Consider the following 26,915-nt stretch of genomic DNA (forward strand, 5'->3'; position numbering starts at 1 on the left):
CTACAAGCGATTTTCGCCGTCCCCCGCGCACCACCACACAACAAATCAAGGACTTACGACTGCGGTCGGGTCAGAAAATGGCGAAAAACGGTGGCTTTCAGGCGCGAATAGCGAAAGTCGGGCTAAGCTAGCCGGGTAGTTTGCTACCGCCAGAATCAGCACGCGCTCCTCAAACCAGCGACGTTGCGTGAACCGCCGTCCCGTAGCACAGCACCTCTGTGATGCCTCTCGCTATCTCGGTTGCGTCATACCGCATGCCGATGATGCCGTTTGCGCCCAGGTCCGCAGCCTGCGCAATCATGCGTTCGTATGCGTCCTGTCGCGCTCGCTCACACAGCGACGTGTAAAGCGTGATGTCGCCTCCGAAAATCGTCTGCAGCGATGCGCCAAGCGCGCCAACGACCGATCGGGACCGAACGATGATCCCGCGAGCGATGCCGAAAGAACGCTCTATCCTGTGCCCCGGAAGCTCAAACGCTGTCGTAACCATTTGTCGTTCTATCATCGTCTTTTCCATGTTGAGTTTTCGTCGCCGACGTGACCACGGACGCCGCTGGATCTGGATGCCACTCGCCAGCTATTGACGCGTCCTCTTCAGCGGCACGTGCTCGCTGATGAAATCGATGAACGCTCGTAGCTTCGGAGTGATATGTCTGCCGGACGGCCACAACAGCTGGAAGGTGTTGTGGTCAGTCGTGTATTCATCCAGAACCGTCACCAGCCTGCCGTCACTAAGGGCATTGCGTACCGTGAAGTCCGACATGTAGGCAATACCGAGACCTTCAAGCGCGAAGCACAAGCGCGCCTCGTTTGTATTGCATGTCACCGCTGCGGTGAGTTGTGCATCGGGTTCGTCGGCATCGCGCCACAGTTGCCAGACCTGCAGCTTTCCGGTGTTCGGCATGCGGAATTGAATGCAAGCGTGTTCAGCGAGTTGCCTTGGATGCGCCGGCTTCCCGCGGCGCTCGAAATAGTCCGGCGCGCCGACGAGCAGCATCCGGAAAGATCCCAATCGCCGCGAGGTCAAACGGGAGTCCCCGACGTCGCCGCTACGCACAACGGCATCGTAGCCCTCCTCGATGACATCGACATTCCGGTTGTCGAAATCGAGATCCAGTTCCACCTCGGGATAACGCCGCTGAAATTCGGCAAGTACAGGGAGAAACGGCTCGCCGATCATTGGTAATCCGATGCGCAGCCGCCCTTTGGGGACTGCCGAGGCCTCGGACAACTCTGCTTGCGCCGCGTCGAACTCCGCCAGAATACGGCGCGCGCGCTCGACAAACATCTCGCCCTCGGCCGTCAGCGTGACGCTGCGTGTGCTTCGATGAAACAACCTGACGCCGAGGCTCCGCTCGAGACGCGTCACGTTTTTACCCACACCAGAAGCGGAAATACCCAGGATGCGGCCGGCAGCGACAAAGCTGCGCGTCTCGGCGGCCTGAACAAAAACATAAGCGCAACGCTATCCATAGTCTCGCAGCATCCATTGCGCGGACACATTGTCCACTCTATCGGGAACTCTACCCTACTTAATTCAAGCCTGAAAAGCCGGTACTTTTGCGTCGTGGAGAAGGCGCGGACCCTTTGCCTCTTACGCGATAACGACCTCTATTCCCGTTGTAACGAATGTGCAGCGGCAAAACCAATGCCTGAGCAGGAACTCATGATGACAACCGGACCAGACCTTTTCGATCTCGCGCGCAAACTCGAAGACACACGATGGCAGTTACTGCTGAATGCCGATGTTAACGCGCTGCCAGCTTGAACGGCTAACTACGTAATCTCAAGGAACTGATAGTGAGCATTTTCATTACCGGCGCTAGCGGTTTCGTCGGCGGCACTATTGCCCGCCGCTCGCTATGAGCAAAGTCTGGTTCATCACTGGAAGCGCCGGCGGCATCGGCGCCGGCATTGCCCGGGCAGCGTTGGCTGCGGGGGACCTCGTGGTCGCCACCGATCTCGATTCTGAACGTCTGCAACACGTTTATGCAGCGAGCGCAGCGCACGTTCTGACAATGCAGTTGGACATTCGCGACGCCACGCAGGCCGAGGCCGTCGTGGAAGCCGCCCTCGCCCGTTTTGGCCGCATCGATGTGCTGGTCAACAACGCGGGTTATGGTCAATTCGGACCATTCGAGGAAATTGAGCCCGCGGCGATTGAGCGCCAGTTCGCCACCAACGTCTTCGGCACCTTCAACGTCACCCGGGCGGTATTACCGGTGATGCGCCGACAACGGGCCGGGCACGTCATCAACATGTCTTCGAATGGCGGTTTCAAAGGTGTCCGCGGTGCCTCGATGTATTCGGCCACCAAGTTCGCCATCGAAGGATTCTCGGAGGCTCTCGCGCAGGAAATCACGGACTTCGGTCTCAAGCTCACCATCGTCGAGCCAGGCGCCTTCCGTACCGACTTTCTCGACGACCGTTCGCTAAAACGCGGCACGCGCGACTTGAATGACTATGCCGATTTCCGGCCCAAGGCCAACGCGGTGTTCGAAGCCCGCAATCACAACCAGGTCGGCGACCCCGACAAGCTTGGCCATGCGTTAGTCCAGATCGCTAGCGAAACCGACCCGCCGCTGCGCTTCGTCGCTGGCGCCGATGCACTCAAGGTCGTGAACGACAAGCTGGAATACGTTGGCCGTGAAGTTGAACGCTGGCGCGAACTTTCACGATCCACCGACTTTTAAATCGTCCATCACAGGAAACATTTCATGAATCTTCAAGTTCTGGCCTCACGGCTCGATGCGCTGGAGAGCCGCTTTGCTCTTGAACGGCTGATCGCTGAATACGCCCACGCCTTCGATAGCCATGACGAAGCCCTGCTGCGCAGCATTTGGCATGAAGGCGCACTTCTGTCGCTCGGCGACGCGTTCGGTAACTTCGAAGGCATCGAGGCGATTCTCGGATCAGCCCGGCAGAACTGGCAGAAAATGCCACACATGCATCACTGGATGGCCAACCCATTGATCGATATCGACGGCGATACAGCGACCGCCCAGGTTGCCGTCGACTGCCTGTGCACCCACGTCGAGATGGGTCCGGTGCAAATCAGTGGCCTCTACCACGACCGTTTTGAACGTCGCGACGGTCGCTGGGCGTTCGTCGAACGCCGCTTCGACCTTCATTTCCTCACACCGCTCGCCAACTGGACACCGGTTGCAGGCAGCGAGAGCGTCAAACCGTAGGTGGATAAATAACTAGCCTGCCTTCGGCGTCTTATCGATCATCAGCGACAGATGATCCAGATCCTCGCGCAGCAGCGCCAACGCTTCGCTCACGGCGCTGCTGCCTTTCAATTGCCGCTTGGCCGGCCGCACTACCGATTGCACTGCGAGTTCCGCGATCGTGTCGGCAATCTCGATCGCGCTGCTCGCCCCCTCCGGCTTGTACCAGAACGCGGGCCAGCTGCACATGCCGATTAGCGTGAACGCCGTGACCTTGGCATCGACGACACGGAACACGCCGGCGCTCACCCCCGCTTCGATCGCCGCGGTAAAGTTGTTCAGCACCGCGCGCTTCGCCTCTTCGTTCGCGCGATACGCGCGTTCGGGCAACTGCTGCTCGGTGCGATGGATCACGCGAAATTCGTTGTAGTGGCTCAGAATCAGCATCGTATGCTGATGAACCAAGAGACGCAGGCGCTCTTTCGGATCCGCATCGGGCTCGGCAACCGCCTGGCTCGACAGCCGCCTCGCTCTTAACGTGACCTCTTCGACCAGCGCCGTGAGTATTTCGTCCTTGTTCTTGAAGTAGTAGTAGACCGCGGTGCGCGTCACGCCGAGCGCCTCGGCGATTTCCTGCATCGACGCACCGCCGAAACCCTTCTCGATGAAGAGCGCGGCCGCGGCGTTCAGGATCTGTTCTTTTTGTCCCTCAGCATTCACCTTTGCCACGAAACCACTCCTGATATCGGTCGACGGCCAGATTGCCGCCCTACCGCAATGTTGTGTTTGCGTGATTGTAACGCTCACGATGGGCCCAGATTCCGCGACCCGCCCTGTCTTCGGCTATGCCTTTTCGTCCAGCGGATTGGACGTGCTGTGATGGACCGGCAACTTCTCTGCGGAAGCCGGGATCTGCTTGATGCGCCGCTCATGCAGGCGGCCGAGACTGCCGACAGCCACAGCGGCTAACACAGTCGGCACGGCCGACACGAGCAAGGTTCGATCGACGCTCCACGCGAGCGCCATCAACTGCCCGCCGGCTAGCGGCCCGAGCACCGCGCCGAGCCTGCCGAAACCGAGTGCCCAGCCCGCGCCGGTAGCGCGCGCTCTTGTCGGATAGATCGCGACCGCCAGTGCATTCAGGCCGGATTGACCGCCCAGAATGCAGAATCCGGCGAATGCGATACACGAAACAGCGGCCAGCGGCACCGTATGAAAGTAGCTGATGCCCACTATCGCGATGCCACCGAGGGCGAAATTGGCGAACAACACCGCAGCAAAACCGCGCCGATCTATCAGCATGCCGAGCGCGAAATTGCCCACGAGCCCGCCAAGCCAAAGCGCCGTGCCCACCAACACCGCCTTATTGGACGAATCGCCTGCGCCGCTCATGAGCACGGGAATCCATGCGGCGAGGAAGTACGCGCAAAGCATGTTGGCGAAGTTCGCGGCCCAGAGCAGAGGCGTAACGATTCGACGGTTCTCGCCCAGCAGCATCGCCAGCGCGTTACCGCTGAGCGCCTTGTTGGCGGGCGGCACGGTGGGCATGGCGGCCCCGGGAGCCACCCTGTGCAGCAGTAGCAACGTACGTGGAGTCTGCGGTTGGCGAAGCAGGCAAAATTGCAGCGATTCGGGCAGTGCGGCGAACATCGCAAGGGATAGCAGCGCTGTGAGCAATGCGCCCGCGTAAAAAACTCCACCCCAGCCGAACGGCGCAATCACCAGAGCCGCAATCCCGCCGCCCACCACACCGCCGACGATGTAACCCGACGATACCGCCATCATCAAGCTCACGCGGATGCGTGCCGGGCTGTATTCCCCCGCGAGGGCCATCGCGTTCGGAACGATTGCGCCCATTCCAATACCGGCGGCAAAACGAATGCCGATCAGTGCGTCGATCGAGGTGGCGAAAGGCGTAAACACCATGCAAATCACAATCCAGGCGGTCGCCGCGATCAGCATCGGACGGCGGCCGATCGCATCAGCAAATCCCGCGAGCACCAGCGATCCTGCGAACATGCCCAGCAACCCGGCCGCGAACACTGGTCCCAACACGGAGCGACTGGCGCCCCAGGCTTTTATCAAGGCTGGAGCGGCATAAGCCATAGCCTGAACATCAAAGCCGTCGATCACCATGCACAACGCGCACAAGCCGAGCACGCGCCACTGCATGGCGGTAACAGGCCTGCCGTCGAACAACGAAAAAGCGGTCTCTTCCCCAAGCGATGCCATGGCTGTCTCCAAACCTGATTTCTATAGTCGGTGCGGATTCGCGTAAACGGACGCGTCGCGACCGCACCAGTTACCCGTCATTCAATTGACTTTCACATCTTTTATTTGACGGGATTGACAAATAGCGGACAAAAAAATGAGGTCTGCGGTCGAAGCCTCAGTTCGCCGGCTCACCATGAAGCAGTTCGTATTGGCGAACGAATTCGGGGTCGCGCTTGCGCAAATCATCATGCGTAACACGTCCGGTACGGCGCATATAGCCGTAAGTGAAGCTGATCGGATCGAGATGCAGCTTGTCGCCGACGTTTTCATACCAATCAAGACTCTTTGCCGCGGCCAACTGGAAGCGATCCGACGCGGAGCGGCGTGACGCTTCGAAATATTCGAATGCGGCCTTGAGATTGGTCGCGTGAGCACACAGACCTTCGTACAGCGCGATCGAATCTTCCATCGCCATACGCGTACCGGAGCCGAGTGAGAAGTGCACCGAACGCAGCGCGTCGCCGATCAGAATCATGTTCTCGTGATACCAGTTCTCGTTTTTGACTGTCACGGCTTCGAACCAGGTGGACTTGTTCGACAACAGACCGTGTCCGTCCAGGTCGTCGGCGAAAACCCGTTCGCAGAAGGCGCGGCTGTCCGCATCGCTCATCTCGCCCAATCCGGCACGTGCCCACGTCTGCGGATCCGTTTCGATCAGAAACGTACTCATCCGGTCGCTGTACGCGTAACTATGGGCGATGAACACACCGAATTCGGTTTCGCGAAAGATCAGCGAGACAGCATGAAACGGCTTGCTGGTTCCGTACCAGGCAAATTTGTTGCGGCGCTGCACGAACGACGGTTTGAAGGCATCCGCATACTGCGTTCGAGTCTGGCTGTTCACGCCATCTGCCACCACCACGAGATCTGACTGACGCAATGCACCAAGATCATCCACGCGAGCGTTGAACCGTAGATCGACGCCTGCCGATCCGCATTCCGCATGCAGAAACTGCAGCAATGCAATGCGGGCGACCCGCGAAAAGCAGTTGCCATGGATCGGCACGTGCACGCCGCGGTGGACGATTTCCATGTACTCCGAACGCACGTGGCCGGCGGTAAACCGACGAAAGAACTCGGGATCCGATTTCTCGAGAAACGACAGCGCGACATCCGAGAACACCACACCCCAGCCGTAAGTTGCGCTGGCGTCATTTTGTTCGAAGACCCGGACCGTCCATTCCGGAAAGCGTCGTTTGACCAGATACGAGAAAAACAGCCCGCCCGGTCCCCCTCCTACAATATTGATGTCCATCCTTAGTCTCCTGCGTCTGATCCGGTGGCGATCTTGCTCATGTCATTGATCCTGTCGGGAAGGTGAAATATTCGCGGTGGTTTCAGCTTCGATAGCTTCGGCGATGATCCGGCGCATCGCCGGTTTGTCGACTTTGCCGACTCGCGTCACCGGAAACGCGTCCACGATTTCAATCCGCTCCGGGTACTTGAACTTCGCGAGCCCCTGCGACGAGAGGAATTCGATCATCTGCGGGATATCGGGCGCGGCATGCCCTTCACGGATGATTAGAAACGCGCAGCCCTTTTCTCCGTAGAATGGATCCGGCATTGCCACCAGTTTCGCGTCCAGAACAGCGGGATGGCGGCTCAGAAACGCCTCGACTTCCTCGGCGCCGATCTTCTCGCCACCGCGATTGATGTTGTCGCGCAGGCGCCCTTCGAACGAGAAGTAAGTCACGCCGTCGATGACATGCGCGCGCATCATGTCCCCGGTCCGGAAGAAACCGTTCGACGTAAAGGCCGTGGCGTTGGCCTCGGGTGCGTTGTAGTAGCCCCTCAGGCTGGACGGGCCACGAAAACACAGCTCACCCATTTCGCCGGGCGCGACTGGCGATTCGTTGTCGGCATTCAGCAGCACGAGTTCGTCATGTTCGCAGCCAGACCGCCCATGCGTGCGATGACGGACGAATACGTCGGCTGCCGGACCGGAGCCGATCAGCAATCCCTCGGTCGTGCCGTACATATTCGAACTCGGCACACCGAGAAAGGCCTCGAGGCTATCGGCACGCGTGAGACAGAAAAACAGTTTCAACGACGACAGGTCGTAGTCGAGCACTTCGGCACAAGCCATGATCTGCGGCGCGACCGGCCCAATCGAAACAGCATGGGTCACGCGATGCTGGTGGATCAATTCCGCCATCCGCACAATATCGACCTTCGGCATCAGTACGGTGGTTTGCCCGAGGGATATCGTGGGCACCAGCGCATACAGATGCGCGGCGTTGTGAAGCAAAGGCAGTGACCAGATCAACGTGGCGTGTTCCCCCGCCTCCACGTGCCTGGACCACGCTTCGGCATGCGCGAGGTATTCCGCGTGAAAACGCGGGATGATCTTGGGCACCCCGGTCGTGCCGCCCGAGAGCTGGAAGCTCAGAACGTCTTCCGAGCCGATATGCACACCGCTCAGTACTGTCCTCGCATCATCCAGCGAGATCGACTCCAGCAATGCAGACATCGAATGCGTCCCCGCCAGCGCGTCGCCGCGCGCGACGACCAGGTGTTTGAATGACGGATGCCCGGCGCACATCTTCTGCGCAAAGCCGACCAGGTCGAACTGTCCCACGTCGGCCTGCACGAAATAAGCTTGCGGCAACGACAGGCCCGCCAGCTTGCCGATTTCGACCTCGCGGTACTGCGGCAACGCACAAACCGGGACGATGCCGCTCTTGTAGCACGCACACAATGCCAGCGCGGTGTCGATCGTCGTCCCCATCTGGAACACCGCGCGTGCTCCGGGCTCGAGTCCGAGTTTGAGCAATGCCGCGGCCAGACGGTCGCTTTGTTCATCCAGCGCCCGAAACGTGATGCTGCGTTCGTCGCTGATCAAGGCGAGCTTGTCGGGAAGGCGTTGCGCCGTCTCTGCGAGCGCCTGACCGAAAGTCTTGTCGACCCATGCCCCGACCTGAAAATAGTGCTGAACAACCGACGGCTCGCAATACGCGACGCCTTCGAGCGGATAATGGATGCCTGCCATGTCTGTCTTCTCCAGTCGACCCGTTCTTATTGTTCGACGATGCGAACGCGGTCTTTGTCAAACGTATCGATGCGCCCGCACAAACCGCCGGTGAAGAGGCCATGCCAGACGGCCGGTTTCAAACCCAGTTCCTTGCGGTTGAATTCGAGTACCTCTTTCGATTCAATCAGAAAGTAGCCTGGCGACGGTTGCGAGACGCGATACCCCGGATTGCGCCGCGCTGCATCAACCACGCTCGCGAACTCCGCCAGCGCCGGCACGAAAATGCCTGGGCCTTCGCTCTTTACGCCGAATTGCCCACTCAATAGCCTGCCTTTTTCCTGCCATACAGTATCAATCTGCCGGAGTTGTCCTGCATGGTCGCTCGCGGTCTGCTCCGCCATGATCGCGGCTTCAAGTGTTAGCGCCGCATCCCGAGCGTCCAGCGATTGCAGTTCACGCAGCTTGACCGTGATCTCGATGAAGTAGCCATTGGGGTCGCGAAAATAGATGGATTCGATCACTTCGTGTTGGGTGGTCGACGATACTTCGACACCCTTGGCCTCGAGCATGTCCTTCCAGGCGAGCAACTGTTCTGCGCTGTCAGTCAGCCATGCGGTGTGCGTCGCATCGAATACATGGTCGTCTGGCGTGGGCGGCATCGAAGGGCGCTCTTGCGGCCGAGGTTCGCCCAGATAGTAGAAAAAGGCGATCGAGCTGCCGTTGCCGCTATCGAAGAAAAAGTGAAGAAAGTCCGGGTGGCTCTCTGGGCCCCAACCTCGCGCGGAAATTGTGTGGACGAGCGGCAGACCCAACGTGTCACGATAGAACTCGATGGTTTCGCGCAGCTTCCACGTCGGGCGCGCCGTGTGATCGACCCCCGACAACCTGAGCGGTACTGATTGATTCATTCGTCAACTCCCGAGTTATAAGAAAGACCGTTCATGCAGCCATTCGCCGACCGCGCGCGCGACGATGGCCCGGCCCGGTTCGTCCCCGGCCTCAAGCGGTCTGCCGTGGTGATCGCCACGCACGCGAATGTGGGTCTTATCGTTCGAACCGATACCGGCAAAAATGTCGGCAATGGCTAGTGGAAAAGTAGTTTGATCGCCGGTGTATTCGACCAGCAACGAGGGCACGGCGACCGAAGGTGCAGTTGCTTCCAGTGCCGCATTCGACATAAGGCCGGACCATGTCGAGAGCCAGGACTCAGGAGAACACAAGCGTCCAAACCCGACCGAACCATAGTTCGAGATCACCGGATTTGGCGACCATAGCGAACCTGGCTTGCGGTCGGAGGGATCGAGCGACGGGTCCAGACAGCGCAGATCGGCGTCCGTCCGCCATACCGTCATGACCGGCGTGTGGTTGGCCTCGAGCTTCTGCCGGCGAGTCGCCAGCTTGTTCTTCACGGCTTGCCGCGCGTCCTGGCGCACGGCGATCAATTGCCGGGCCATCCGGTCAAGGCGCGCTACGCGGTCCCGCTGTGCATCGCGATAGCGGGAAACGAACTCAGCGCTATAGCGCGTCGCCCCCGGATCGCGGGAATAGCCGTTCTCGGGGTTGAACGGGTCCAGCGTATCGTCGATCGATAGCGCATCGCCTTCGTCGGTGACCGACGGATCGATACAACCCATCAATAAACGACCCTGCCCCGGATGCGGCGCCAGATAGATCATGCCGTCCACCATCGGCATCGTCGCGCTCGCCAGATGTGTGGCACGGCCGCCAGGCGTCCTTGCGATCCGGTCCTGCGCGGAAAGCGCTGATTGCTGGATGTAGAAGCTATATAGCCCGGAACCGCCCGAATTGCCGAGCAACACGATGCGCTCGAAGCCTGCCTCGCGTAGATAACGCAGGCCGGCCGCGACGTCGTGCAAGGCAAGCTCATGCTCGAGCCTGAGGTCGTTGCCGACCGAGCGGGCCGCTTGCGCCCAGACCGACGCACCCGCTCGCAGCAATCCGGGAATCAGATAGTGAAACGTGAAGTTCTCGCGCGGGTGCATCAGACAAACGACTGTTTTCGTCGATGCGCCCCGGTACAGAACACCACAGGTGGCCGCGCCGTCTTCGGTGCGCAGCGTTGCACTGGTCTGTTGCGTGGCATGCGGCAGTGCGTCAGGAAACCAGTCAATCGTCAACACGTGAGGACGTTCGAGAACCGCACCGGCTGGCATGTTGCTCATATCAATGTCTCCGTATCCGTTGACGCAAGTATAGCTTTTTTGACGATAACGTCAAATCTTTGATAAAAGTCCGGCAGATCGGCAAACGGTATAAAGTGGCGCCGTCTATCACGCTGGATTCGCAAGGTGCGCCCATGCTAGATCTCAACGACTTCCGCTATTTCGTTCGCATCGTGGAGTGCGGAGGACTCACCGCTGCCAGCCGCAACCTGAACGTACCGAAGTCGACGGTCAGTCATCGCCTCCAGCAGCTCGAGACAGCCCTCGGCGTCCGGCTCGTCAACCGGACCTCACGCAGACTCAGCATGACCGATGCAGGCGACGTGTTCTACCGGCATGCGGCCGCGATGCTGGAGCGCGCGGACTTCGCCGAAAGCGCTGTGCGCGAACGCCTTGCCGAACCGAGCGGCACGATCCGCTTCACCACCGCGGTGGCGACCTCGCTGTTCGCCATGCGGCAGGTACTTCCGGATTTCATTGAACGCTATCCGAAGATCAATGTGATCCAGTACATCAGCGATGAGCAGGTCGACATCGCGGGCGGCAACTATGACCTCGCGCTGCGCTCGCACACCGGTCCACTGTCCGACTCGACACTGGTGCAGCGCACGCTTGCATCGGCGCCCTGGTTCCTGTTCGCCGCGCCCCGCTACCTCGAACGCCACGGCATGCCACTCGCGCCGGAGAACCTCGCCGGACACGAGACGCTGGTTATGCTGAGACCCAACAGTCCAATGACCTGGAAGCTCAAACACCCTGTGCACGGAGAAATGGTCGTGCCGCTCAAACCCCGGCTGGCGGGCAACGACATTGTTACTCTCAAGCAGGCCGCGCAGGACGGCCTCGGCATCGTTGCCCTGCCCGCCTACGTCTGCAATGAAGACATGCGATCCGGCTCACTCCAGCGGGTCTTGCCCGACTGGCTGGCCGCCGAGGCCAGTATCACCGCGGTCATTCCGTTTCGCCACGGCATGTTGCCCTCCGTTCGCGCATTTCTAGACTTTCTGGTTGAGCGCATCCCACTGGTCGTCACGTAATGTCGAATCGTCCATCTCATTGGACATAGGTTCCAGGCAAGCCATCTTGTTGTCTCTCTGAAGCGGGCCCATTCTGAGCACACAACCGGTCGACAACGATCGAACGGTCATCGAGCGCTTGGAGCGCCGCAAACGTGTTCAGGAGTACGACAATGAAGATGTCCAGACGTGAAGTCCTCGTTGCCGGCGCGGCCGCCGCAGTCGCCGCAGTCGCAACGATTGCCGGCACCGCATCGGCGGCGGGTGTGGAAACACAATCCGGGAATGGCGGAGCTGGTCGGCCTCCAAAATCAACAAAGCACTTCGATATCCTTATCGTTGGCGGCGGCTCGGCCGGCGCCGTTCTCGCGGCACGCCTGAGCGCGGACTCGCGGCGCCGCGTTCTATTGCTGGAAGCCGGACCGAACTTCGCGCCCAACGACTACCCTCAGGTATTGAAAGACGCCAATATCGTCGCGGGCTCGCCAGCCTATGACTGGCACTACCATACCGATGACGCCGCCCGTCTCGGCCACGACATACCCGTGCCCCGAGGCCGCGTGGTCGGCGGCAGCTCGGCAGTCAATGCCGCCGTCGCGATGCGCGCTCGACCGGCCGATTTCGCCCGGTGGGCCAAACGGGGCATCGAAGGATGGTCGTGGGAGGACGTGCTCGCCGCCTACAAGGCTATGGAAAATACGCCCTCCGGCGATGACGCCTGGCACGGACGTACTGGACCATTTCCGATCCGGCAGCGTAAAGCTTCGGAAAACACGCCGTCGATGCGAGCCTTCGTTGACGGCGCGCGAGCGCTGGGGCTGAAGCACGTATCGGATTTCAACGGCGCGGACCAGCATGGCGCCGGACCCTACACGCTCAACGTTGTCGATGGCGTGCGGATCAATACGGGCATGGCCTATCTCACTGCCGCCGCGCGTGCGCGCCCGAATCTCACGATCCAGGGCGGCGCCGAAGTGGACCGCGTGGTTTTCGAAGGAAAGCGTGCCGTGGGCGTCAAGCTGATTGACGGCCAGATCCTGTCCGCGGGCGAAGTCATTCTGGCGTCGGGGGCTTTCGGCAGCCCCGCGATTCTCATGCGCTCGGGTATTGGACCTGCCGAGCATCTATCCGAATTCGGCATTGCAACCGTCGCCGATCTGCCGGTGGGGACTCGGCTGCAGGATCACCCGTTTTTCTACAACGTCTACGCACTCAAGCGCGAAGCAAATGCGATGAAGCCCGCCGCCGGCGCGCTAGTGTGGACACGCTCGCAGAGCGCGGCACCCGGCGATCTCGACCTGCACATCTCGGGCACGCATCTGATCGACCCGAAGGTGAGCCCCACCGGTGGCGCGATCGTTCTGGCATGCGCGGTGACACTGCCGAGCTCGATCGGTCAGTTGCGACTCTCGAGCCGCGATCCACGCGCCGCACCGGACATACGCTACAACTTTTTCGATGACCAGAATGATCTCGACCGGTTAGTCGAAGCCGTGCAGTTGTCCCGCCAGATTGGCCGAACCGCACCGTTCCTTGACGTGATCGATCACGAGATGGCGCCGGGCAACACCGTAGACGATGTCAAAGCGCTCAGAGCGAACATCGTTTCGAATGTCGCCGCCTATCTGCACCCTACCTCGACCGTGCCAATGGGCGCCGACGCCGATCCCACCGCTGTGGTCGACGCGTGGGGCAAGGTACGCGGCGTTGAAGCGCTGCGGGTCGTCGACGCATCGATTATTCCCGACATCCCGTCGGCGCCGACGAACGTCACGACCATCATGGTGGCCGAGCGCATCGCCGCGAAATTGTCCGCGTGAATCAGCGCAAATTCGAACTGTTTCGGCATCCTGGAGAACTGAATATGACGACCCAAGCACTGCTCGCTCCGACAGAAGTCTGGAGCGCGAAAATCTACAGCAATGGATGGAAGAACCCCGGCCTCGGTGCCGAAAATGTGATCGAGAAGGCAACGGGCGCGAAGCTCGGCGAAATCGGTATCGCTTCGCCGAAGGATGTGTCGGTAGCGGCCGCTATTGCACGCGAGGCCCAAAAGGACTGGGCAAAAAACCCGGGCCCGCTGCGCGGCGATGTACTCAGGGAGTTTTCCCGGCTGGTAATGATGCACGCCGATGAACTCGCCGATCAGATCGTCAGGGAAACCGGCTCGATCAGGGCGAAAGCATTGTGGGAAGTTCAGATGTCCGCCCGTGAAGTTCTGGAAGCCGCGGCGCTTGGCAGTCAGCCGGCGGGCGTGCTCACGTCCACTGCGGAGGCCGGTCGCCAGAGCATTGCGCGGCGCATCCCGATCGGCGTGATCGGCGTCATTACGCCCTGGAACTCGCCGTTCATTCTGGGCTCGCGAGCAATCGGCCCGGCCCTCGCAATCGGCAATGCGGTGATACTTAAGCCCGATTCGCAAACACCGGTGGCGGGCGGCGTAAGTTTCGCGCGTCTGTTCGAAGAAGCCGGTCTGCCTGCCGGACTCTTCCATGTTCTGCCCGGCGGCGCCGACACGGGCGCGGCACTCGTCAAGGAGCCGCTCGTCGATATGATCAGCTTCACGGGGTCGACCCGCGTGGGGCGGCAGATCGGCTCGATTGCGGGTGGTCAGCTCAAGCGCGTCTCACTCGAGCTTGGCGGCAACAATCCCTATATCGTGCTGGACGACGCGGATATCGAGGCAGCGGCGAGCGCCGGAGCGTGGGGTGCGTTTTTCCATCAGGGACAGATTTGCCTCACCGCCGGCCGTCACCTCGTTCACGAGGGAATCGCCGACGCGTACGCCGAAGCGCTGGCAAGAAAAGCCAAGGCGCTGATCGTCGACGATCCCTTTGACGAGAGGGTTCAACTCGGCCCCATCATCAATGAGCGTCAGGCCGCCAATGTGGAGCGCATTGTCGCCGAGACACTCGCCAAAGGCGCAAAGGCATTGACCGGCGGCTCGCGCAACGGGCTCTTTTTCGAACCGACCGTGATCACTGGCGTGACACGTGGCATGGCCGCGTTCGACGAGGAGATCTTTGGCCCCGTGGCGCCGATCACCACATTCCGCACCGACGACGAGGCGGTCGAGCTCGCCAATGCGACGGAGTATGGTCTCGTAGCGGCCGTGGCATCGGCCAATCTCGCCCGCGCGCAAGGCATTGCCGACCGCCTTCACTCGGGCGTCATCCACATCAACGATCAGACGGTGCTCCACGAGGTATATGGCCCGATCGGTGGGGTCGGCGCCTCGGGCAACGGCTTCAATCACAGCACGCTGACCAATGCCGATCAATTCAGCGAGTGGCAATGGATCACGACCCGGTCGCGGATTCCCGCCTATCCGTTCTGATCCGACCACACGCGAGCGGCCCCCGCAGCCTGGGAACCCGCCCGCGTCAATGCGCTGACAATGCCTCAGAACGAATGCCGCATCCCGATCCGCACATCGGACTGCGTATTCGACGTCGACGGCGCGAAGCTGTAACCGATCACCGCATTCACGCCATTCGACGCACGCAGGTAGTCGCCGGAAACATACACATCGGTACGTTTGGACAGCAGGTAGTGAAGCCCGAGCGAGCCCTGGTTCCAGTGATTGCCTTCGAAGCTCGTATGCTGATAGCCACCATACAGCGACAACGCAGGCGTGAAGTTATACGACGCGCCCGCTTCATAAACCTGCATATGCGAGGTCTGACCGAAGCCCTTGATCGTCGTGTAGGTGAAGTCGCCGGAGAGCATCAGGTCGCCGATCGTATAGGCGGCACCAACGGCAAACGCGCCTTGCTTATCCACCGGGAATGCCGACGAGCTATACAGATCGGTCACCGCGCCGGTGGCCGGATCGACGGAAACGGTCGGCTTGCCGAGGAAGGTGCGCGTGCCGATCATCGCGTACGGGTCGAAAGCATAAATGCCGAACGGATTGTTCAACTGCGTATACGCCACGCCCATGTTGAACGGACCGTGGTCATAATGCGCGCCCACGCTCCATGCGCTCTTCTGATGGAAGTCGCCAGCGGTGTTGCCGAACGAGTACATACCGCCGAAGGTGAAGCCGGCAAAATCGTTCGACAGAAACTTCACCGAATTCGGCAGACGGTCGCCGTTCATCCGGTCGAAGTCGCCCTGGTGAATCGCATAGCCGCTCGCCCATGCGGAGATGTTGTACAGATAGACGAACTCTTCGGTCGTATCGAGCTGGTTGCCGAACGAGAAAGTCCCCCACCCGTTCTTGATGCCGACATAAGCTTGGCGTCCGAATTCAGCGCCACCGAATCCCAATTGCCCGTTGCTCAGGTGAAAACCCGATTCGAGCACGAACACCGCTTGCAAGCCGCCGCCGAGATCTTCCACGCCTTTGAAGCCGATCCGGTTGCCGTACGAAACGCCGTCGTCGAATTTGAACTGGTGTGCGCCGCCGGCGTTGTTCACGTAGGTGATGCCGGCGTCCAGAATCCCGTACAGGGTGACGCTGCTTTGCGCATGGACCACCGTCGGTGCGCATATAGCGCTTGCCGCGAGAGCGAGTCCCGAAAGGCTAACGGCATTTCTTTTCTTCATCTAATGCTCCCCTGCTCTTTGCCTGCGTATTTCGTTGGATAAAGCGATCCCTGCTGCGCGCTGTCTTCCAACGCGCGGCGCTTCTCGCATGACGGGCAGTTCGAAACCGGCTGAGACTGGTTGAAACGGATTGAAGCTCGCTAAAGCTGACCACAGCGACTAGATCTGAATAAGCCAGCTAAGCGGATTGAAGCTATCGGCAATGCATACGATCATCTGCCATGCCTGCATCGACGGATCAAGAATACGGGTCCATATTTATAAGGATTCGACCGGATGCGACATAAATCTGTCGAGTAGCGACCTCGAAATCTGGAATGCCGGGACTATTTCACACCGAGTGCGGTTTGCACTGCTTGCAATCCGTTGGCGCCGCTGGCGGTGTTCACGCCGTCAAGCCATGACTTCAGCAATTCGGGGTGGCGTTTGAGTGCTTCGGTAGCAGCCGCATCGACGCCGGTCTTCTTCTCCAGCACCTCGGTGATCACGCCGTTCTCCAGATCGACATTGAACGTGAGTTGCCTGAACAGGCGGCCGACATTCGGACACTGCTCGGCGTACCCGCTGCGCGCAACGGTATTGACCGTAGCGCCGCCGTAGTTCGGCCCGAAGTACTTGTCGCCGCCATCCAGGTAGGTCAGCTTGAACTTCGTGTTCATCAGATGCGGCTCCCATGCAAGGAACACGATCCATTTCTTTGCTCGCACGGCGCGCTCGACCTGCGTGAGCATGCCCGTCTCGCTCGATTCGACGAGCTTCCAGTTGCCGAGCCCGTACGCCTTGTCGTCGACCATCTTCTTGATATTCTGATTGGCCGGCGCCCCCGGTTCGATGCCATAGATCTTGCTGTCGAACTTGTCTGCGTTCTTCGCGAGATCCGCGAATGAATGCACGCCCGCAGCCGCCACGTAGTCGGGCACCGCGAGTGTGAACTTCGCGTTGCTCAGATTCGGATGCACGACCTCGATCGACTTTTCATCTTCGAACGGCTTGACGACCGGTGCTTGCGCCGGCATCCAGTTGCCGAGAAACACGTCGATCTGCCCTTTCTTCAGGCCTTGATAGGTAATCGGCACCGACAGGTTCGCCACGTTCTGATGGTAGCCGAGCGCCTTCAACAGCACGCCGGTCATCGCATTGGTCGCGTCGATGTCGGTCCAGCCAGGCCCCGCCATGTTGACCTGCGTACAGGACTGCGGCTCGGCGGCCGCGGCAAAGGTGGCCGCCGCGCACAGCAGCGCGACGCCGGATACCGCCTGTTTGAAGAACTTAATCATCATGTCGGCTTCCTGGGTGTGGGATGGTAAGTGGGATGAATCGTAAACGGAGACATCAACGCGTCACGGCGGGAAAACGTGCCATCGCTTCGAGGGTGTCGAGGTCGATGTGATTGCGCATATAGCGCTGGCTTGCATCGACATGCGGCTGCCAGTCCCATGACGCGACCGTGCCTTGCGTCGTGGCCTCGAAATGGAAACGACGGCGGCGCTGGCTTCTCAGTACTTCGTGGTGCAGTGCGGCGAGGTCCCAGCGTCGTGCGACCTCCTCACGAAATGCCGCGACCTGTGATGTATATTCGGCGCGCGCTGCGAGGTTCTCGCGTTCGAGCGGGTCTGCTGTCACGTCATAGAGTTGGTCGGGATCGGCTGGCGTGTGAATGAATTTGAAGCGCCCACGCCGCAGCATCACGATCGGCGCAATAGCGCCTTCCGCCAGGTATTCGCCAATTGCTTCGTCGTGGCCACTGTGGGCGCCACGCAGATGCGGGACGAGACTTTGACCATCGAGCGAATCCGGCCAGACGGCGGGCTGTTCGCCGCGCGCCATTTCCACCAGCGTGGGCAGCAGGTCGAGATGCGAGACCGACTCGTGCACACGATGCGCGTCGAATTGCTGCGGCGCATGCACGATCAGCGGTACCCGGCAGCCGCCTTCGAAGAACGTCATCTTGTACCAGAGCCCGCGTTCTCCGAGCATCTCACCGTGGTCCGACGTCACCACGATAACGGTATCTTTTGCGAGCCCTGACTGTTCGAGCGCCTCGAGGATCGCACCAAACTGATCGTCGACGTAGGAAATCGCGCCGTAATAAGCGCGCCGTGCATTGCGGATCTGCTGGTCGGTCGGCGGCGTGCGGTCGGTTTCACACACACGCCGCAAACGCTTCGAATGTGGATCGGCTTCATCGAGCGAATCGCGATGCACGGGCAGTTCGATATCTTCATCCGCATACATGTCCCAGTACTTCTGCGGAATCGCGTACGGGTCGTGCGGATGCGTCAGCGAAGCGACCAGGCAGAACGGTCGGGCATCTTTGCCGGCATGTCGCTCCCGCGCGATATCGAAGAGCCTCTGGCGCGTGGTGAACGTGACTTCATCGTCGAAATCGAGTTGGTTCGTGCGCACGCAAGGGCCCGCGTCGATCACCGAACTCATGTTGTGGTACCACGTGGGGCGCGTTTCGAAATCGTCCCAGTTCGGCGTCCAGCCGAAATCGGCGGGATAGATGTCGGTTGTGAGCCGCTCTTCGAAACCATGCAACTGATCAGCGCCGCAGAAATGCATTTTGCCGGACAGGATCGTGCGATACCCTTCGGCACGAAGATAATGCGCGAATGTCAGCGTTTGCGACGGAAATTCTGCTGCATTGTCATAGGCGCCGATCGCCGACGGCAGCTTGCCCGATAAAAAGGAAAAGCGCGATGGCGCACACAGCGGACTGGCGCAATACGCCGAGTCGAATACCACGCCGTGCTTCGCGAGGCGATCGAGATTGGGGGTCTTCGTTAGACGATGTCCGTATTTGGCAAGCGCAAACGGCGTCATCTGGTCGGCCATAAGAATAAGAATATTCTGTTTCGTGTCAAGCATTGGAGCGCGCCTCGAATAGAATCGCAGATAGGGGGGGCGGGTGTCGTTGCAAGTGGGATAACTGGCGTGCCGGGCCCGCATGAACACCACTATTGCTGTCCAATTCGCCGCTGTGAAGACGGCAAATCGTTATGTGCCTATAAGGGGGACTTATGTCGAGGCAGGATCGCTTGCCGCCTATGCAGGCGTTGACGATGTTCGAATCCGCAGCGCGTCTCGCGAGCTTCACGGCGGCAGCACGCGAACTGGGCTCGACGCAGCCGGCGGTCAGCCAGCGCGTGGTGCAACTCGAGGAAGCACTGGGCGCACCGCTGTTCGAACGCGGCCATCGCGGCGTCACGCTGACGGAAGACGGAGTGCGCCTCTTCGAAGCGGTGCGCAACGCCCTCGACACCATCCGCCTCGCCACCGCCGAAATCCGCGCGCGGCGCACGCCCCAAACCCTCACGCTCTCCACCGACTTCGGTTTCGCAACCTACTGGCTGATGCCGCGCCTGTCGCAATTCAAGGCGCTGATGCCGGATGTCGATGTAAAGATCATCACGTCGCAGAACGTATTCGATCCATCGCACGATCAGGCGGACATTGCGATTGCGTTCGGCGATGAGGACGCGGACTGGACCGCGCGAGGTGCGCTCAAGCTATTTCCAGAGCGTGTCACGCCGGTGTGCAGTCCGGCGTTTCTGACGGCGCATCCGCAGTTGCGTACGCCCTCCGACCTGATGAGCTTGCCGCTGCTGCATCTCGAACCCACCCAGCCGGCACGCTGGCTGTCGTGGGCCGACTGGTTCGCGGCGCAGGGTCTGGATGCGCCCGCCGCGCATGGCGGCATCACGTTCAACAGTTTTACGCTCGTGGCCCACGCAGCGATCATGGGCCAGGGCGTCGCGCTCGGCTGGGCGCCTCTGGTCGACGAACTGCTTGCCACTGGGCAACTCGTCGAACCGTTCGATACACCCGTGGTCACAGAACGCGGCTATCTGCTCGTCACGCAGCGCGCGGCGACACCGGCGGTCAGCGCATTCCGGCAATGGCTGCTCGGCGAATGCGGGCTCGACGCCGAATGAGCGCGACAAAAGTCGACGTCTCGCGTCGCGTTCCGTTGCGTTCAGTCTCCCGCCCCAGCCTCACCTGACGTTCCCATTCCAACGCGACGGCGGTTAGCTTCTATCCCCGTGACCCACTGATTTGCTCTACTGCGATGATGCATGCCGCGCCCCGCGGCGTTGCCCTATTGCCTAAGTGGAGAGCGCATGTCCGCCGATTCCCGTCCCGATCAACTGGTTCTCACGGTCGCCTGTCCGAGCGCGGCGGGCCAGGTTGCCGCCGTCGTCGGCTTTCTCGACCGGCATCATTGCTATATCGACGAACTGACCGTTTTCGACGACGACCTCAGCGAGCGCTTCTTCGTACGCTGCGTGTTTCATGGCGTCGACACCAACGAGACCCTGCATATCGCGGCACTCAAGCGCGAATTCGAATCGATCGCCGAGCGTTTTCGGATGACGTGGGCGATGCATGACGTCGGCACGCGGCCGAAGGTGCTGATCATGGTGTCGAAACTCGAACACTGTCTCGCCGATCTGCTGTTCCGCTGGCGCATGCGTGAGTTGAAGATGGATATTGTCGGCATTGCCTCGAACCATCGCGATCTGGAACCGCTCGCGCAACAGCACGGCCTGCCGTTCCATCATCTGCCGATCAGCGCCGATACCAAGTCGCAACAGGAGGCGCGTTTGCTCGACCTGTTCGAGACATCAGGCGCCGAATTGATGATCCTTGCCCGCTACATGCAGATTCTCTCCGGCGAAACGAGCCGTGCCCTCGCGGCCCGCGCGATCAACATCCACCATTCGTTTCTGCCCGGCTTCAAAGGTGCAAAGCCTTATCACCAGGCGCATGCCCGCGGCGTGAAGCTGATCGGCGCAACCGCACACTTTGTCACCGACGATCTCGACGAAGGTCCGATCATCGAGCAAGTCGTGGAGCGCGTCGATCACTCGTACAGCCCGGAGCGGCTGCTTGCGACAGGACGCGACGTCGAATGCATCACGCTTGCGCGGGCCGTGAAGGCGTTTATCGAGCGACGGGTGTTCATCAACGGCGATCGGACGGTCGTCCTGCAATAAAAAAACGCCGCTTGAAAAAGCGGCGTTCTTTGTGGAAGTTGCCGCTCAAAAGAAGCGGCAACTCATTCGCGCGAAGCACGAACTTACTTCACCCAGCTATCCACACGATCCCCATGCGCGCTGATCCACGCATCGGCGGCGGCCGTAGGCTTCTCACCGTTTTGCGTCGCCAGCATCACGCTGTCGATCTCGCCCGGCTTCCATTGAAACTTCTTGAGGAACGCGACAACCGGCGGCGCCTTCGTCTCCAGTCCAGGATTGACGACGCTATCCACGTGTTCCGATTCGCCAAACACCTTCTTCGGATCGTCGAGGAATTTGAGCTTGTACTTCGCGAACATCCAATGCGGCTTCCAACCGGTCACGATAATCGGCTTGCTCGCCGCTTCCGAACGCGCCAGTTCCGCGGTCATCGCGCTGCCCGAGCTCGGCATCAACTGATAGTCTAGTCCGTATGCCTTGATCGCTTCGCTGGTTTTCTGCATCACGCCCGCGCCGGCATCGATACCGACAATACGCGAGCCGAATTCCGCCTTCTTCGCTTCGAGATCGCCGACGCTCTTCACGTCAGCGTTATCCGGCACGATCAGACCGATCTTCGCATCGTTAAAGTTGGGACCCAGGTCGACGACTTTATCCTTGAAGTTGTTCCAGTACGCGCCATGCGTGACCGGCAGCCACGCGGACAGCGTCGCGTCGAGGTCGCCGCGCGCCACACCTTGCCACATCACACCGGCCGCGACGGGCACGAGCTGCACCTGATAGCCGAGGCGCTTCTCGATCACGCGCGCGGCCACGTTCGCCGTTGCGACGCTGTCGTCCCAACCCTCCACATAGCCGATCTTGATGGTCGGCTTGGTATCGGCCGACACGCTCACGCTGCTTGCCGCCAGCGCCGCGCTCAATACGCTCAACATCAGTACCTTCTTGACCAGTCTCATCGCCGTTCTCCCGTTCGCCGTCCAAACTACCCATTGAGCATTTAGAATCGCCAGCCAGAATTACCAGGTAGCGTTGTTTTCCGACATCCAGTTGTCCGCAGGCGACCTCGACCGCGAGTCCGGGTTCCGTTCTTGTCTTACTTATCGACGACGAGATCGCTCAACGGCTTGCTGCAGCACAGCAGCACCATGCCCTGATCGATTTCGCGCTGACGAATGCCGCCGGCGTGTTTCATGGCGACTTCGCCGGACACCAGCTTCACTTTGCAAGTGCCGCACATGCCCTGCGTGCACGAGGCCGGGAGCCGCACGCCGGCCTTCTTTGCGGCGTCGAGTACATGCTGGCCGCTGCCGCATTCGATCTCGCGATTGCTTTTGGCGAAGCTCACCTTGAACTTCGTTTCCGTCTCGAGCGGCACCAGTGCGGGTGTGAACCCCGCCGCCTGTTCGCGCGTTTCGACAAAGCTCTCAGCATTGGCTGTCGGCGCGTGCAACGCATCGGCGACATGCGCGGTCGTCAATTGCGCGGCGACCTCGCTGATCGTCTCGAACGAGAAGCTCTCCTCGTGATAATGGCTGCGATCGAAGCCGCCTTCAGCCAGCAAATTCCGGACTGCCTGCATGTACGGCGCGGGACCGCAGGTGAAAATCTCGCGATCCAGAAAATCCGGCGCGATGAGTTTAAGTAAGGGCAAGGTCAGAAAGCCAGTGACGCCAGGCCAATTGGTCCGTGCACCAAGCCGTTCACAGACAAACGCCGTGCGGAAATTGGCCTGATTCGACGCAATCAGATCGAGCTCGCGCGCGAAGATGATGTCGTCGGGCGTGCGGGCGCTGTGCACGAATACGATGTCGCTATCTTCGCCGAGTTCGTGATGCGCACGGCTCATCGACATCAACGGCGTAACGCCCGAACCTGCCGACAAAAACAGAAACTTACGCGCCGGATGCCGCGCACAGGTGAACTCGCCGGACGGCCCCAGCACACGAACCTGCATGCCCGCGTGCAGCTTGTCGTGCAGCCAGTTCGACACCTTGCCACCCGGCACGCGCTTCACGGTGATGGAGATGGTGTGTGGACGCGTGGGTGGCGAGGAGATCGTATAGCAGCGATTCACCGCCTCGCCGTCGATCTCCAGCTCCAGCGTAATGAACTGCCCCGGCTCGAACACGAACGCCCGCTCGGACGGCGCGCGAAAGAAAAAGCTCTTGACGTCGTGGGTTTCCTGGCGGACCTGGCAGCACACCAGCGTGTCGTCGGTATCGCTGTTCCAGCGCGCCGGCAACGTCTCCCAGAACCGAGGCTGCGTTACTCGGCTTAAAGTCTCACGGTTTGCAGTCTCGCGGTTTGGAGCTGGCTCGGGGCTGAGCTGAAGCGTCGCCTGATCGCGCATCATTATTTTCTCCCGCTCCTGGTTGCGGTATCGCGCTCAGCGCATGAAAGACACGACTTTTTCGCCGTGAGAAGTCGGCGCGTCGCCGGCATCATGGGTTTGGGGCGCATTGCTGTACTCCGCCATGCGGCCGATGTACCACTCGCAGAACTTCTCGACGAGACCTTCGGTGAACGGCGAATACGGGCCCGGCTCGTAGGCGCTGCTGGTTGCGCCGCGTTGCGAGTACTCCACAAGCGCGCGGTCCTGGTCATTGGTGGCGCGCCACACGGCCGTGAGATTGTTCACGTCGTAATCGATGCCTTCGCGTGCATCCTTGTGGACGAGCCACTTGGTGCGCACCAGCGTTTTACCCGCCGACAGCGGAATCACCGAAAAGCTGACGATATGATCGCTCATGAAGTGATGCCACGAATTCGGCTGCGTCCAGAACGAGAGGCCACCGAGATCGGCCTGCTCGAAACCGCCGAGCAGTTTCTTCGATGCCACCTTCGCGTCCATGGTCTGCGATTCGCCGTCGCGATCGAGCGGCAGGCGTTGCGTGCGGAACCCCGTGACCAGATCGGCCAGGCGGTCGATTTCCGCCGACGGCAGGTTCATCGCTTCCCATTGCGCGGTACGCCGCGCCACGGTCGCTTCGAACGCGGCCATGCCTTCTTCGTTGGCGGGCGTGCGTTGATAGCCAAAGCCGTATTCGTAAAGCGAAATCGTCAGCTCGGGATGGTTCGCGACGCAGTGGTAGCACTCGCGATTGTTTTCCATCGTGAGCTTCCAGTTACCCTCTTCGATGATGTCGATCGACGCCGCGACCTTGCAGCTAGCGAGATCGTGCGGCAACAGATACGGCTCCATCGCGGCGCGCATCACGGCGAAGTCGGCGGGCGGTTCGTCCGCGAGGCAGATGAAGATCAGGCCGGCGAGATTCTCGAGGTGCACCGCTTTCAGGCTGTGTTTGCAGCGGTCGAACTGGTCGCCCATGTGCTCGGCGAACATCAGATCGCCGTTCAGGTTGTAGGTCCAGCTGTGATACGGGCAGACGATATTGCCGAGTGAACCTTTGTCCGTATTGCACAAACGCGCGCCACGATGACGGCAAACGTTATGGAACGCCCGTACCTGCATGTCGTCGTCGCGTACGATCAGAATCGAATCGTTGCCGATTTCCACTGTGATGTAGTCGCCCGGCTCCGGTACGTCCGGTTCCACCGCGACCTGAATCCAGTGCTTGCGGAAAATCGCCTCCATATCGAGCGCGAAAATATCCTCGCCCGTATAGAACGGCGCTTCCAGTGTGTGATTCCTTTTGCGGCGTTCGATCATTGCGCGAACGTCTGCCGAAACTTTCATAGTGTGCTCCGTTGCATGTCACGTCTGGCGCCGCGCCAGGCCCTCCTGGTCGCATGCTGGCCCGAACCGGAATTCAGTAATCCACGAGTTGATGCTCGCGCAAATACGCGAGGATCACTTGTGCTTTTTCGACGGAACTCCCTTCAATTACGACGCTGCCGCCGCGGCTTTCGGTCGTCGTCGCCGAGAGCATGCGGGCATGGCCCGAGCGCTTCTCGGCGGCGGCGAGACGCACCGGTTTGGCGGTCGCGGGACGGGTCGTCCAGGCGAGGTCGTCGGGGTTGGCTGCGTGCGGGCTTCCGGCGTCCGGCCTCCCGGGCGTTTTTGTCGCGACCGGGCGGATCGTGCTGATCGTGCCTTCGCGCAGCCTTGCATAGGCGTAGCTCGGTGCCGTGTTGGCCATCGGATGCACCGCGATCAAAGCCGGCAACTGCACTTCGACACGCCGGCGCAAGCCCTTCGGCATGAATTGCCGGACTTCGGCGCAACCGTCGCGCAGCGTCAGATCGACGGCTGCACCGACCAGTGGCATGTCCAACGCACTGGCGACGCGATACGGCAGCATGCCGCTATCGAAGGCGCCTTCGGCGCGGGTGCCGGTCAATACAAGGTCGTAACCGCGCAGACGTGCCGCGAGCGGCGCTATCGCATCGCCTTGCAATTCAGGCGTCGCCGGCACTTCGAGCACCTCGACAGTGCGCGCGCCGAGCGCGAGATACTCCTTCAGCGCCGGGTTCGACGGATCGCCCGCATGCAACACGTCGAGCGTCGCGCCGTGCGTTTTGGCGAGCGAAAGCGCTATCGTCAGCGCGGCAGCGTCGTTACGGCTGTAACGCGCGGTGCCGCTGACCGGGTGCCGCCCCACGGAAACCAGTACGGCGATCTTCATGCAAGCGCTCCTTCCGCAACAGCCTTTGAATTCAATAGCGCAGCACCGGTGCCGCGTGCCGTACGCGCAGCCTCCGCGGCTTCGTTCAGCGCCGCGATGGTCTCCTGCGCATCGGCGATGACGGTCAGATTCGCGCGTTTGGCGATCGGCGCGCTGGCGTCTAGATTCACGGCGATCACGTGCCGGCAATCCTTGATGCCCTGCAGATGCTGAACCGCACCGGAAATGCCGAACGCGATGTAGACGCTCGCCTCGACGGTCTTGCCCGTGGCACCAATCTGCTTGTCGCGGGTGAACTTGCCGTCGTCCACCGCAACGCGGCTTGCGCCGATCGCGGCGCCTAACGTGGCTGCCAGACGCTCGAACGCGGGGACATCGCTGACACCATTGCCTGCCGAGACGATGAAATCCGCCTCTTCGAGCGCGAGCTGGGCAGCGTCGATTTCCTCGATGCCCAGATCGCGCACGATGCTTTTTGGCGAGGCCGGTTCGCCATCGAAACGCCACACCACTCGCTCACCCGCGCCGACAAACGGCAGCTTCGGATCGACCGCATTCGGTGCAAGCAAAATGACTTCAGGCAGTGCACGCACGGCGAACGCCGTATTCGTCTGAATATAAGCCGCGACATGCGCCGCATCGATCTCGACGACATGCGTCGCGACGCTCGCGTTCGCAGCTGCCGCATAACGGCGGCCGAGGTCGCCGTCGCCGGTGGCGTTGTCGGGCAGGAAAATGTGCGCCGGCGCATAGGCCGCGACGCATGCGGCCAGTGCGTTCAATTCGTCCAGCGGCGCGAAAACGCGGCGGTCAAACATCGGCAACTCGATCAGCTTGTCGGCGCCGAGCGCGGCGGCGTCGCCAGTGAACTCGCCGAATACGAGCAGTAGGACTTCGGTTGTCGTGTCCGCGATCAGCGCGGCGGCGGCCAGGGTCTGGCGCGCGTGATCATCCAGCGCGCCGCGGTCCGCGTGAGCCGCCACCAGCAGCACACGCTGCGCGGCGGCCGTCGTGCGGCGCGGTTTCGCGTGCTCGCGATGCGCCGACCCCGTGGAGTCATGCGCCGCGAATTCCATCGAGCCTGCGACACCCGTCATACCGAGCGTGATGCGCTTGAGGCCCTCGGCCGTGATCGTGAACGGTCGGCGCGGGTCGATTCGTTTGAGATTATTCATCGCG

24 protein-coding genes are annotated in these 26,915 nt (G+C 60.8%); 8 read left to right on the forward strand and 16 right to left on the reverse strand.

Annotated features, from left to right (window positions below; all coding sequences use genetic code 11):
* Positions 1-169: 169 nt before the first annotated feature.
* Both GNZ13_RS18415 and GNZ13_RS18420 read right to left on the reverse strand, forming a co-directional pair.
* Complete coding sequence (locus GNZ13_RS18415) at positions 170-505, reverse strand: YbjQ family protein (RefSeq protein ID WP_172166918.1); 336 nt, start codon at positions 503-505, stop codon at positions 170-172.
* A 72-nt stretch (positions 506-577) separates the two neighbouring features.
* Positions 578-1,405 carry a LysR substrate-binding domain-containing protein gene (locus tag GNZ13_RS18420; protein ID WP_328807254.1) on the reverse strand — a complete coding sequence of 276 codons (828 nt, stop codon included), beginning with the start codon at positions 1,403-1,405 and terminating at the stop codon, positions 578-580.
* Between GNZ13_RS18420 and GNZ13_RS53840 the strand changes: the two genes are divergently transcribed.
* The 3 genes from GNZ13_RS53840 to GNZ13_RS18430 all read left to right on the forward strand — a co-directional run bounded on the left by GNZ13_RS53840 (position 1,328) and on the right by GNZ13_RS18430 (position 3,191).
* Positions 1,328-1,768 (forward strand): hypothetical protein, encoded by a 441-nt coding sequence (locus GNZ13_RS53840; protein ID WP_328807252.1) that lies wholly within the window; start codon positions 1,328-1,330, stop codon positions 1,766-1,768. The genes GNZ13_RS18420 and GNZ13_RS53840 overlap by 78 nt on opposite strands.
* 94 nt (positions 1,769-1,862) lie before the next feature.
* Positions 1,863-2,693 (forward strand): oxidoreductase, encoded by an 831-nt coding sequence (locus GNZ13_RS18425; RefSeq protein WP_172166919.1) that lies wholly within the window; start codon positions 1,863-1,865, stop codon positions 2,691-2,693.
* Between the two features lie 24 nt (positions 2,694-2,717).
* Positions 2,718-3,191, forward strand: coding sequence for a nuclear transport factor 2 family protein (locus tag GNZ13_RS18430; protein ID WP_172166920.1), 474 nt, complete (start codon positions 2,718-2,720; stop codon positions 3,189-3,191).
* Positions 3,192-3,203: 12 nt separating this feature from the next.
* Here the strand turns inward: GNZ13_RS18430 and GNZ13_RS18435 are convergent, their stop codons facing one another.
* The 6 genes from GNZ13_RS18435 to GNZ13_RS18460 form a co-directional block, all read right to left on the reverse strand.
* Complete coding sequence (locus tag GNZ13_RS18435; RefSeq protein WP_328807253.1) at positions 3,204-3,899, reverse strand: TetR/AcrR family transcriptional regulator; 696 nt, start codon at positions 3,897-3,899, stop codon at positions 3,204-3,206.
* Between the two features lie 114 nt (positions 3,900-4,013).
* Positions 4,014-5,402, reverse strand: coding sequence for an MFS transporter (locus GNZ13_RS18440; protein WP_172166921.1), 1,389 nt, complete (start codon positions 5,400-5,402; stop codon positions 4,014-4,016).
* 157 nt (positions 5,403-5,559) lie between these two features.
* A complete protein-coding gene (locus tag GNZ13_RS18445) occupies positions 5,560-6,699 on the reverse strand; it encodes an FAD-dependent monooxygenase (RefSeq protein WP_172166922.1) in 1,140 nt (379 codons plus the stop codon).
* Between the two features lie 42 nt (positions 6,700-6,741).
* The gene (locus tag GNZ13_RS18450; protein WP_172166923.1) at positions 6,742-8,433 is read right to left on the reverse strand and encodes an AMP-binding protein; all 1,692 of its coding nucleotides are present in this window, start codon (positions 8,431-8,433) and stop codon (positions 6,742-6,744) included.
* A 26-nt stretch (positions 8,434-8,459) separates the two neighbouring features.
* Positions 8,460-9,323 carry a VOC family protein gene (locus GNZ13_RS18455; RefSeq protein ID WP_172166924.1) on the reverse strand — a complete coding sequence of 288 codons (864 nt, stop codon included), beginning with the start codon at positions 9,321-9,323 and terminating at the stop codon, positions 8,460-8,462.
* Positions 9,324-9,338: 15 nt separating this feature from the next.
* Positions 9,339-10,598: an alpha/beta fold hydrolase gene (locus GNZ13_RS18460; RefSeq protein WP_172166925.1), complete on the reverse strand. Its 1,260-nt coding sequence runs from the start codon at positions 10,596-10,598 to the stop codon at positions 9,339-9,341.
* Between the two features lie 134 nt (positions 10,599-10,732).
* Here GNZ13_RS18460 and GNZ13_RS18465 point away from each other — a divergent pair, with 134 nt between their 5' ends.
* From GNZ13_RS18465 to GNZ13_RS18475, 3 genes are all read left to right on the forward strand, one after another.
* On the forward strand, positions 10,733-11,635 hold the full coding sequence (locus GNZ13_RS18465) for a LysR substrate-binding domain-containing protein (protein WP_172166927.1): 903 nt from the start codon (positions 10,733-10,735) through the stop codon (positions 11,633-11,635).
* A 152-nt stretch (positions 11,636-11,787) separates the two neighbouring features.
* A complete protein-coding gene (locus GNZ13_RS18470; protein ID WP_172166929.1) occupies positions 11,788-13,434 on the forward strand; it encodes a GMC family oxidoreductase in 1,647 nt (548 codons plus the stop codon).
* Between the two features lie 44 nt (positions 13,435-13,478).
* Positions 13,479-14,951, forward strand: coding sequence for a benzaldehyde dehydrogenase (locus GNZ13_RS18475; protein WP_172166931.1), 1,473 nt, complete (start codon positions 13,479-13,481; stop codon positions 14,949-14,951).
* A gap of 65 nt (positions 14,952-15,016) precedes the next feature.
* On the opposite strand, the gene GNZ13_RS18480 is transcribed toward GNZ13_RS18475, so the two are convergent.
* From GNZ13_RS18480 to betC, 3 genes are all read right to left on the reverse strand, one after another.
* Entirely contained in the window at positions 15,017-16,165 is a 1,149-nt protein-coding gene (locus tag GNZ13_RS18480; protein ID WP_172166933.1) for a porin, read from the reverse strand.
* A 326-nt stretch (positions 16,166-16,491) separates the two neighbouring features.
* Positions 16,492-17,445: a choline ABC transporter substrate-binding protein gene (locus tag GNZ13_RS18485; RefSeq protein ID WP_172166935.1), complete on the reverse strand. Its 954-nt coding sequence runs from the start codon at positions 17,443-17,445 to the stop codon at positions 16,492-16,494.
* A gap of 52 nt (positions 17,446-17,497) precedes the next feature.
* A complete protein-coding gene (betC, locus tag GNZ13_RS18490; protein ID WP_172166937.1) occupies positions 17,498-19,036 on the reverse strand; it encodes a choline-sulfatase in 1,539 nt (512 codons plus the stop codon).
* Between the two features lie 152 nt (positions 19,037-19,188).
* Between betC and GNZ13_RS18495 the strand changes: the two genes are divergently transcribed.
* Together GNZ13_RS18495 and purU are read left to right on the forward strand one after the other, a co-directional pair.
* Positions 19,189-20,103 carry a choline sulfate utilization transcriptional regulator gene (locus GNZ13_RS18495; RefSeq protein WP_172166939.1) on the forward strand — a complete coding sequence of 305 codons (915 nt, stop codon included), beginning with the start codon at positions 19,189-19,191 and terminating at the stop codon, positions 20,101-20,103.
* A gap of 186 nt (positions 20,104-20,289) precedes the next feature.
* On the forward strand, positions 20,290-21,165 hold the full coding sequence (purU, locus tag GNZ13_RS18500; protein WP_172166940.1) for a formyltetrahydrofolate deformylase: 876 nt from the start codon (positions 20,290-20,292) through the stop codon (positions 21,163-21,165).
* A gap of 83 nt (positions 21,166-21,248) precedes the next feature.
* Here the strand turns inward: purU and GNZ13_RS18505 are convergent, their stop codons facing one another.
* The 5 genes from GNZ13_RS18505 to GNZ13_RS18525 all read right to left on the reverse strand — a co-directional run bounded on the left by GNZ13_RS18505 (position 21,249) and on the right by GNZ13_RS18525 (position 26,911).
* A complete protein-coding gene (locus GNZ13_RS18505) occupies positions 21,249-22,106 on the reverse strand; it encodes a glycine betaine ABC transporter substrate-binding protein (protein ID WP_172166942.1) in 858 nt (285 codons plus the stop codon).
* Positions 22,107-22,243: 137 nt separating this feature from the next.
* Positions 22,244-23,503, reverse strand: coding sequence for an FAD-binding oxidoreductase (locus GNZ13_RS18510; RefSeq protein WP_407945646.1), 1,260 nt, complete (start codon positions 23,501-23,503; stop codon positions 22,244-22,246).
* Positions 23,504-23,536: 33 nt separating this feature from the next.
* Positions 23,537-24,847, reverse strand: coding sequence for an aromatic ring-hydroxylating oxygenase subunit alpha (locus GNZ13_RS18515; RefSeq protein ID WP_172166944.1), 1,311 nt, complete (start codon positions 24,845-24,847; stop codon positions 23,537-23,539).
* A gap of 73 nt (positions 24,848-24,920) precedes the next feature.
* Entirely contained in the window at positions 24,921-25,736 is an 816-nt protein-coding gene (locus tag GNZ13_RS18520) for an electron transfer flavoprotein subunit beta/FixA family protein (RefSeq protein ID WP_172166946.1), read from the reverse strand.
* Positions 25,733-26,911 carry an electron transfer flavoprotein subunit alpha/FixB family protein gene (locus GNZ13_RS18525; protein WP_172166948.1) on the reverse strand — a complete coding sequence of 393 codons (1,179 nt, stop codon included), beginning with the start codon at positions 26,909-26,911 and terminating at the stop codon, positions 25,733-25,735. The genes GNZ13_RS18520 and GNZ13_RS18525 overlap by 4 nt, the downstream gene beginning before the upstream one ends.
* Between the last annotated feature and the right edge of the window lie 4 nt (positions 26,912-26,915).

It is taken from the genome of Paraburkholderia elongata (genome assembly GCF_013177735.1).
In the GTDB taxonomy this organism is placed as follows: domain Bacteria; phylum Pseudomonadota; class Gammaproteobacteria; order Burkholderiales; family Burkholderiaceae; genus Paraburkholderia; species Paraburkholderia elongata.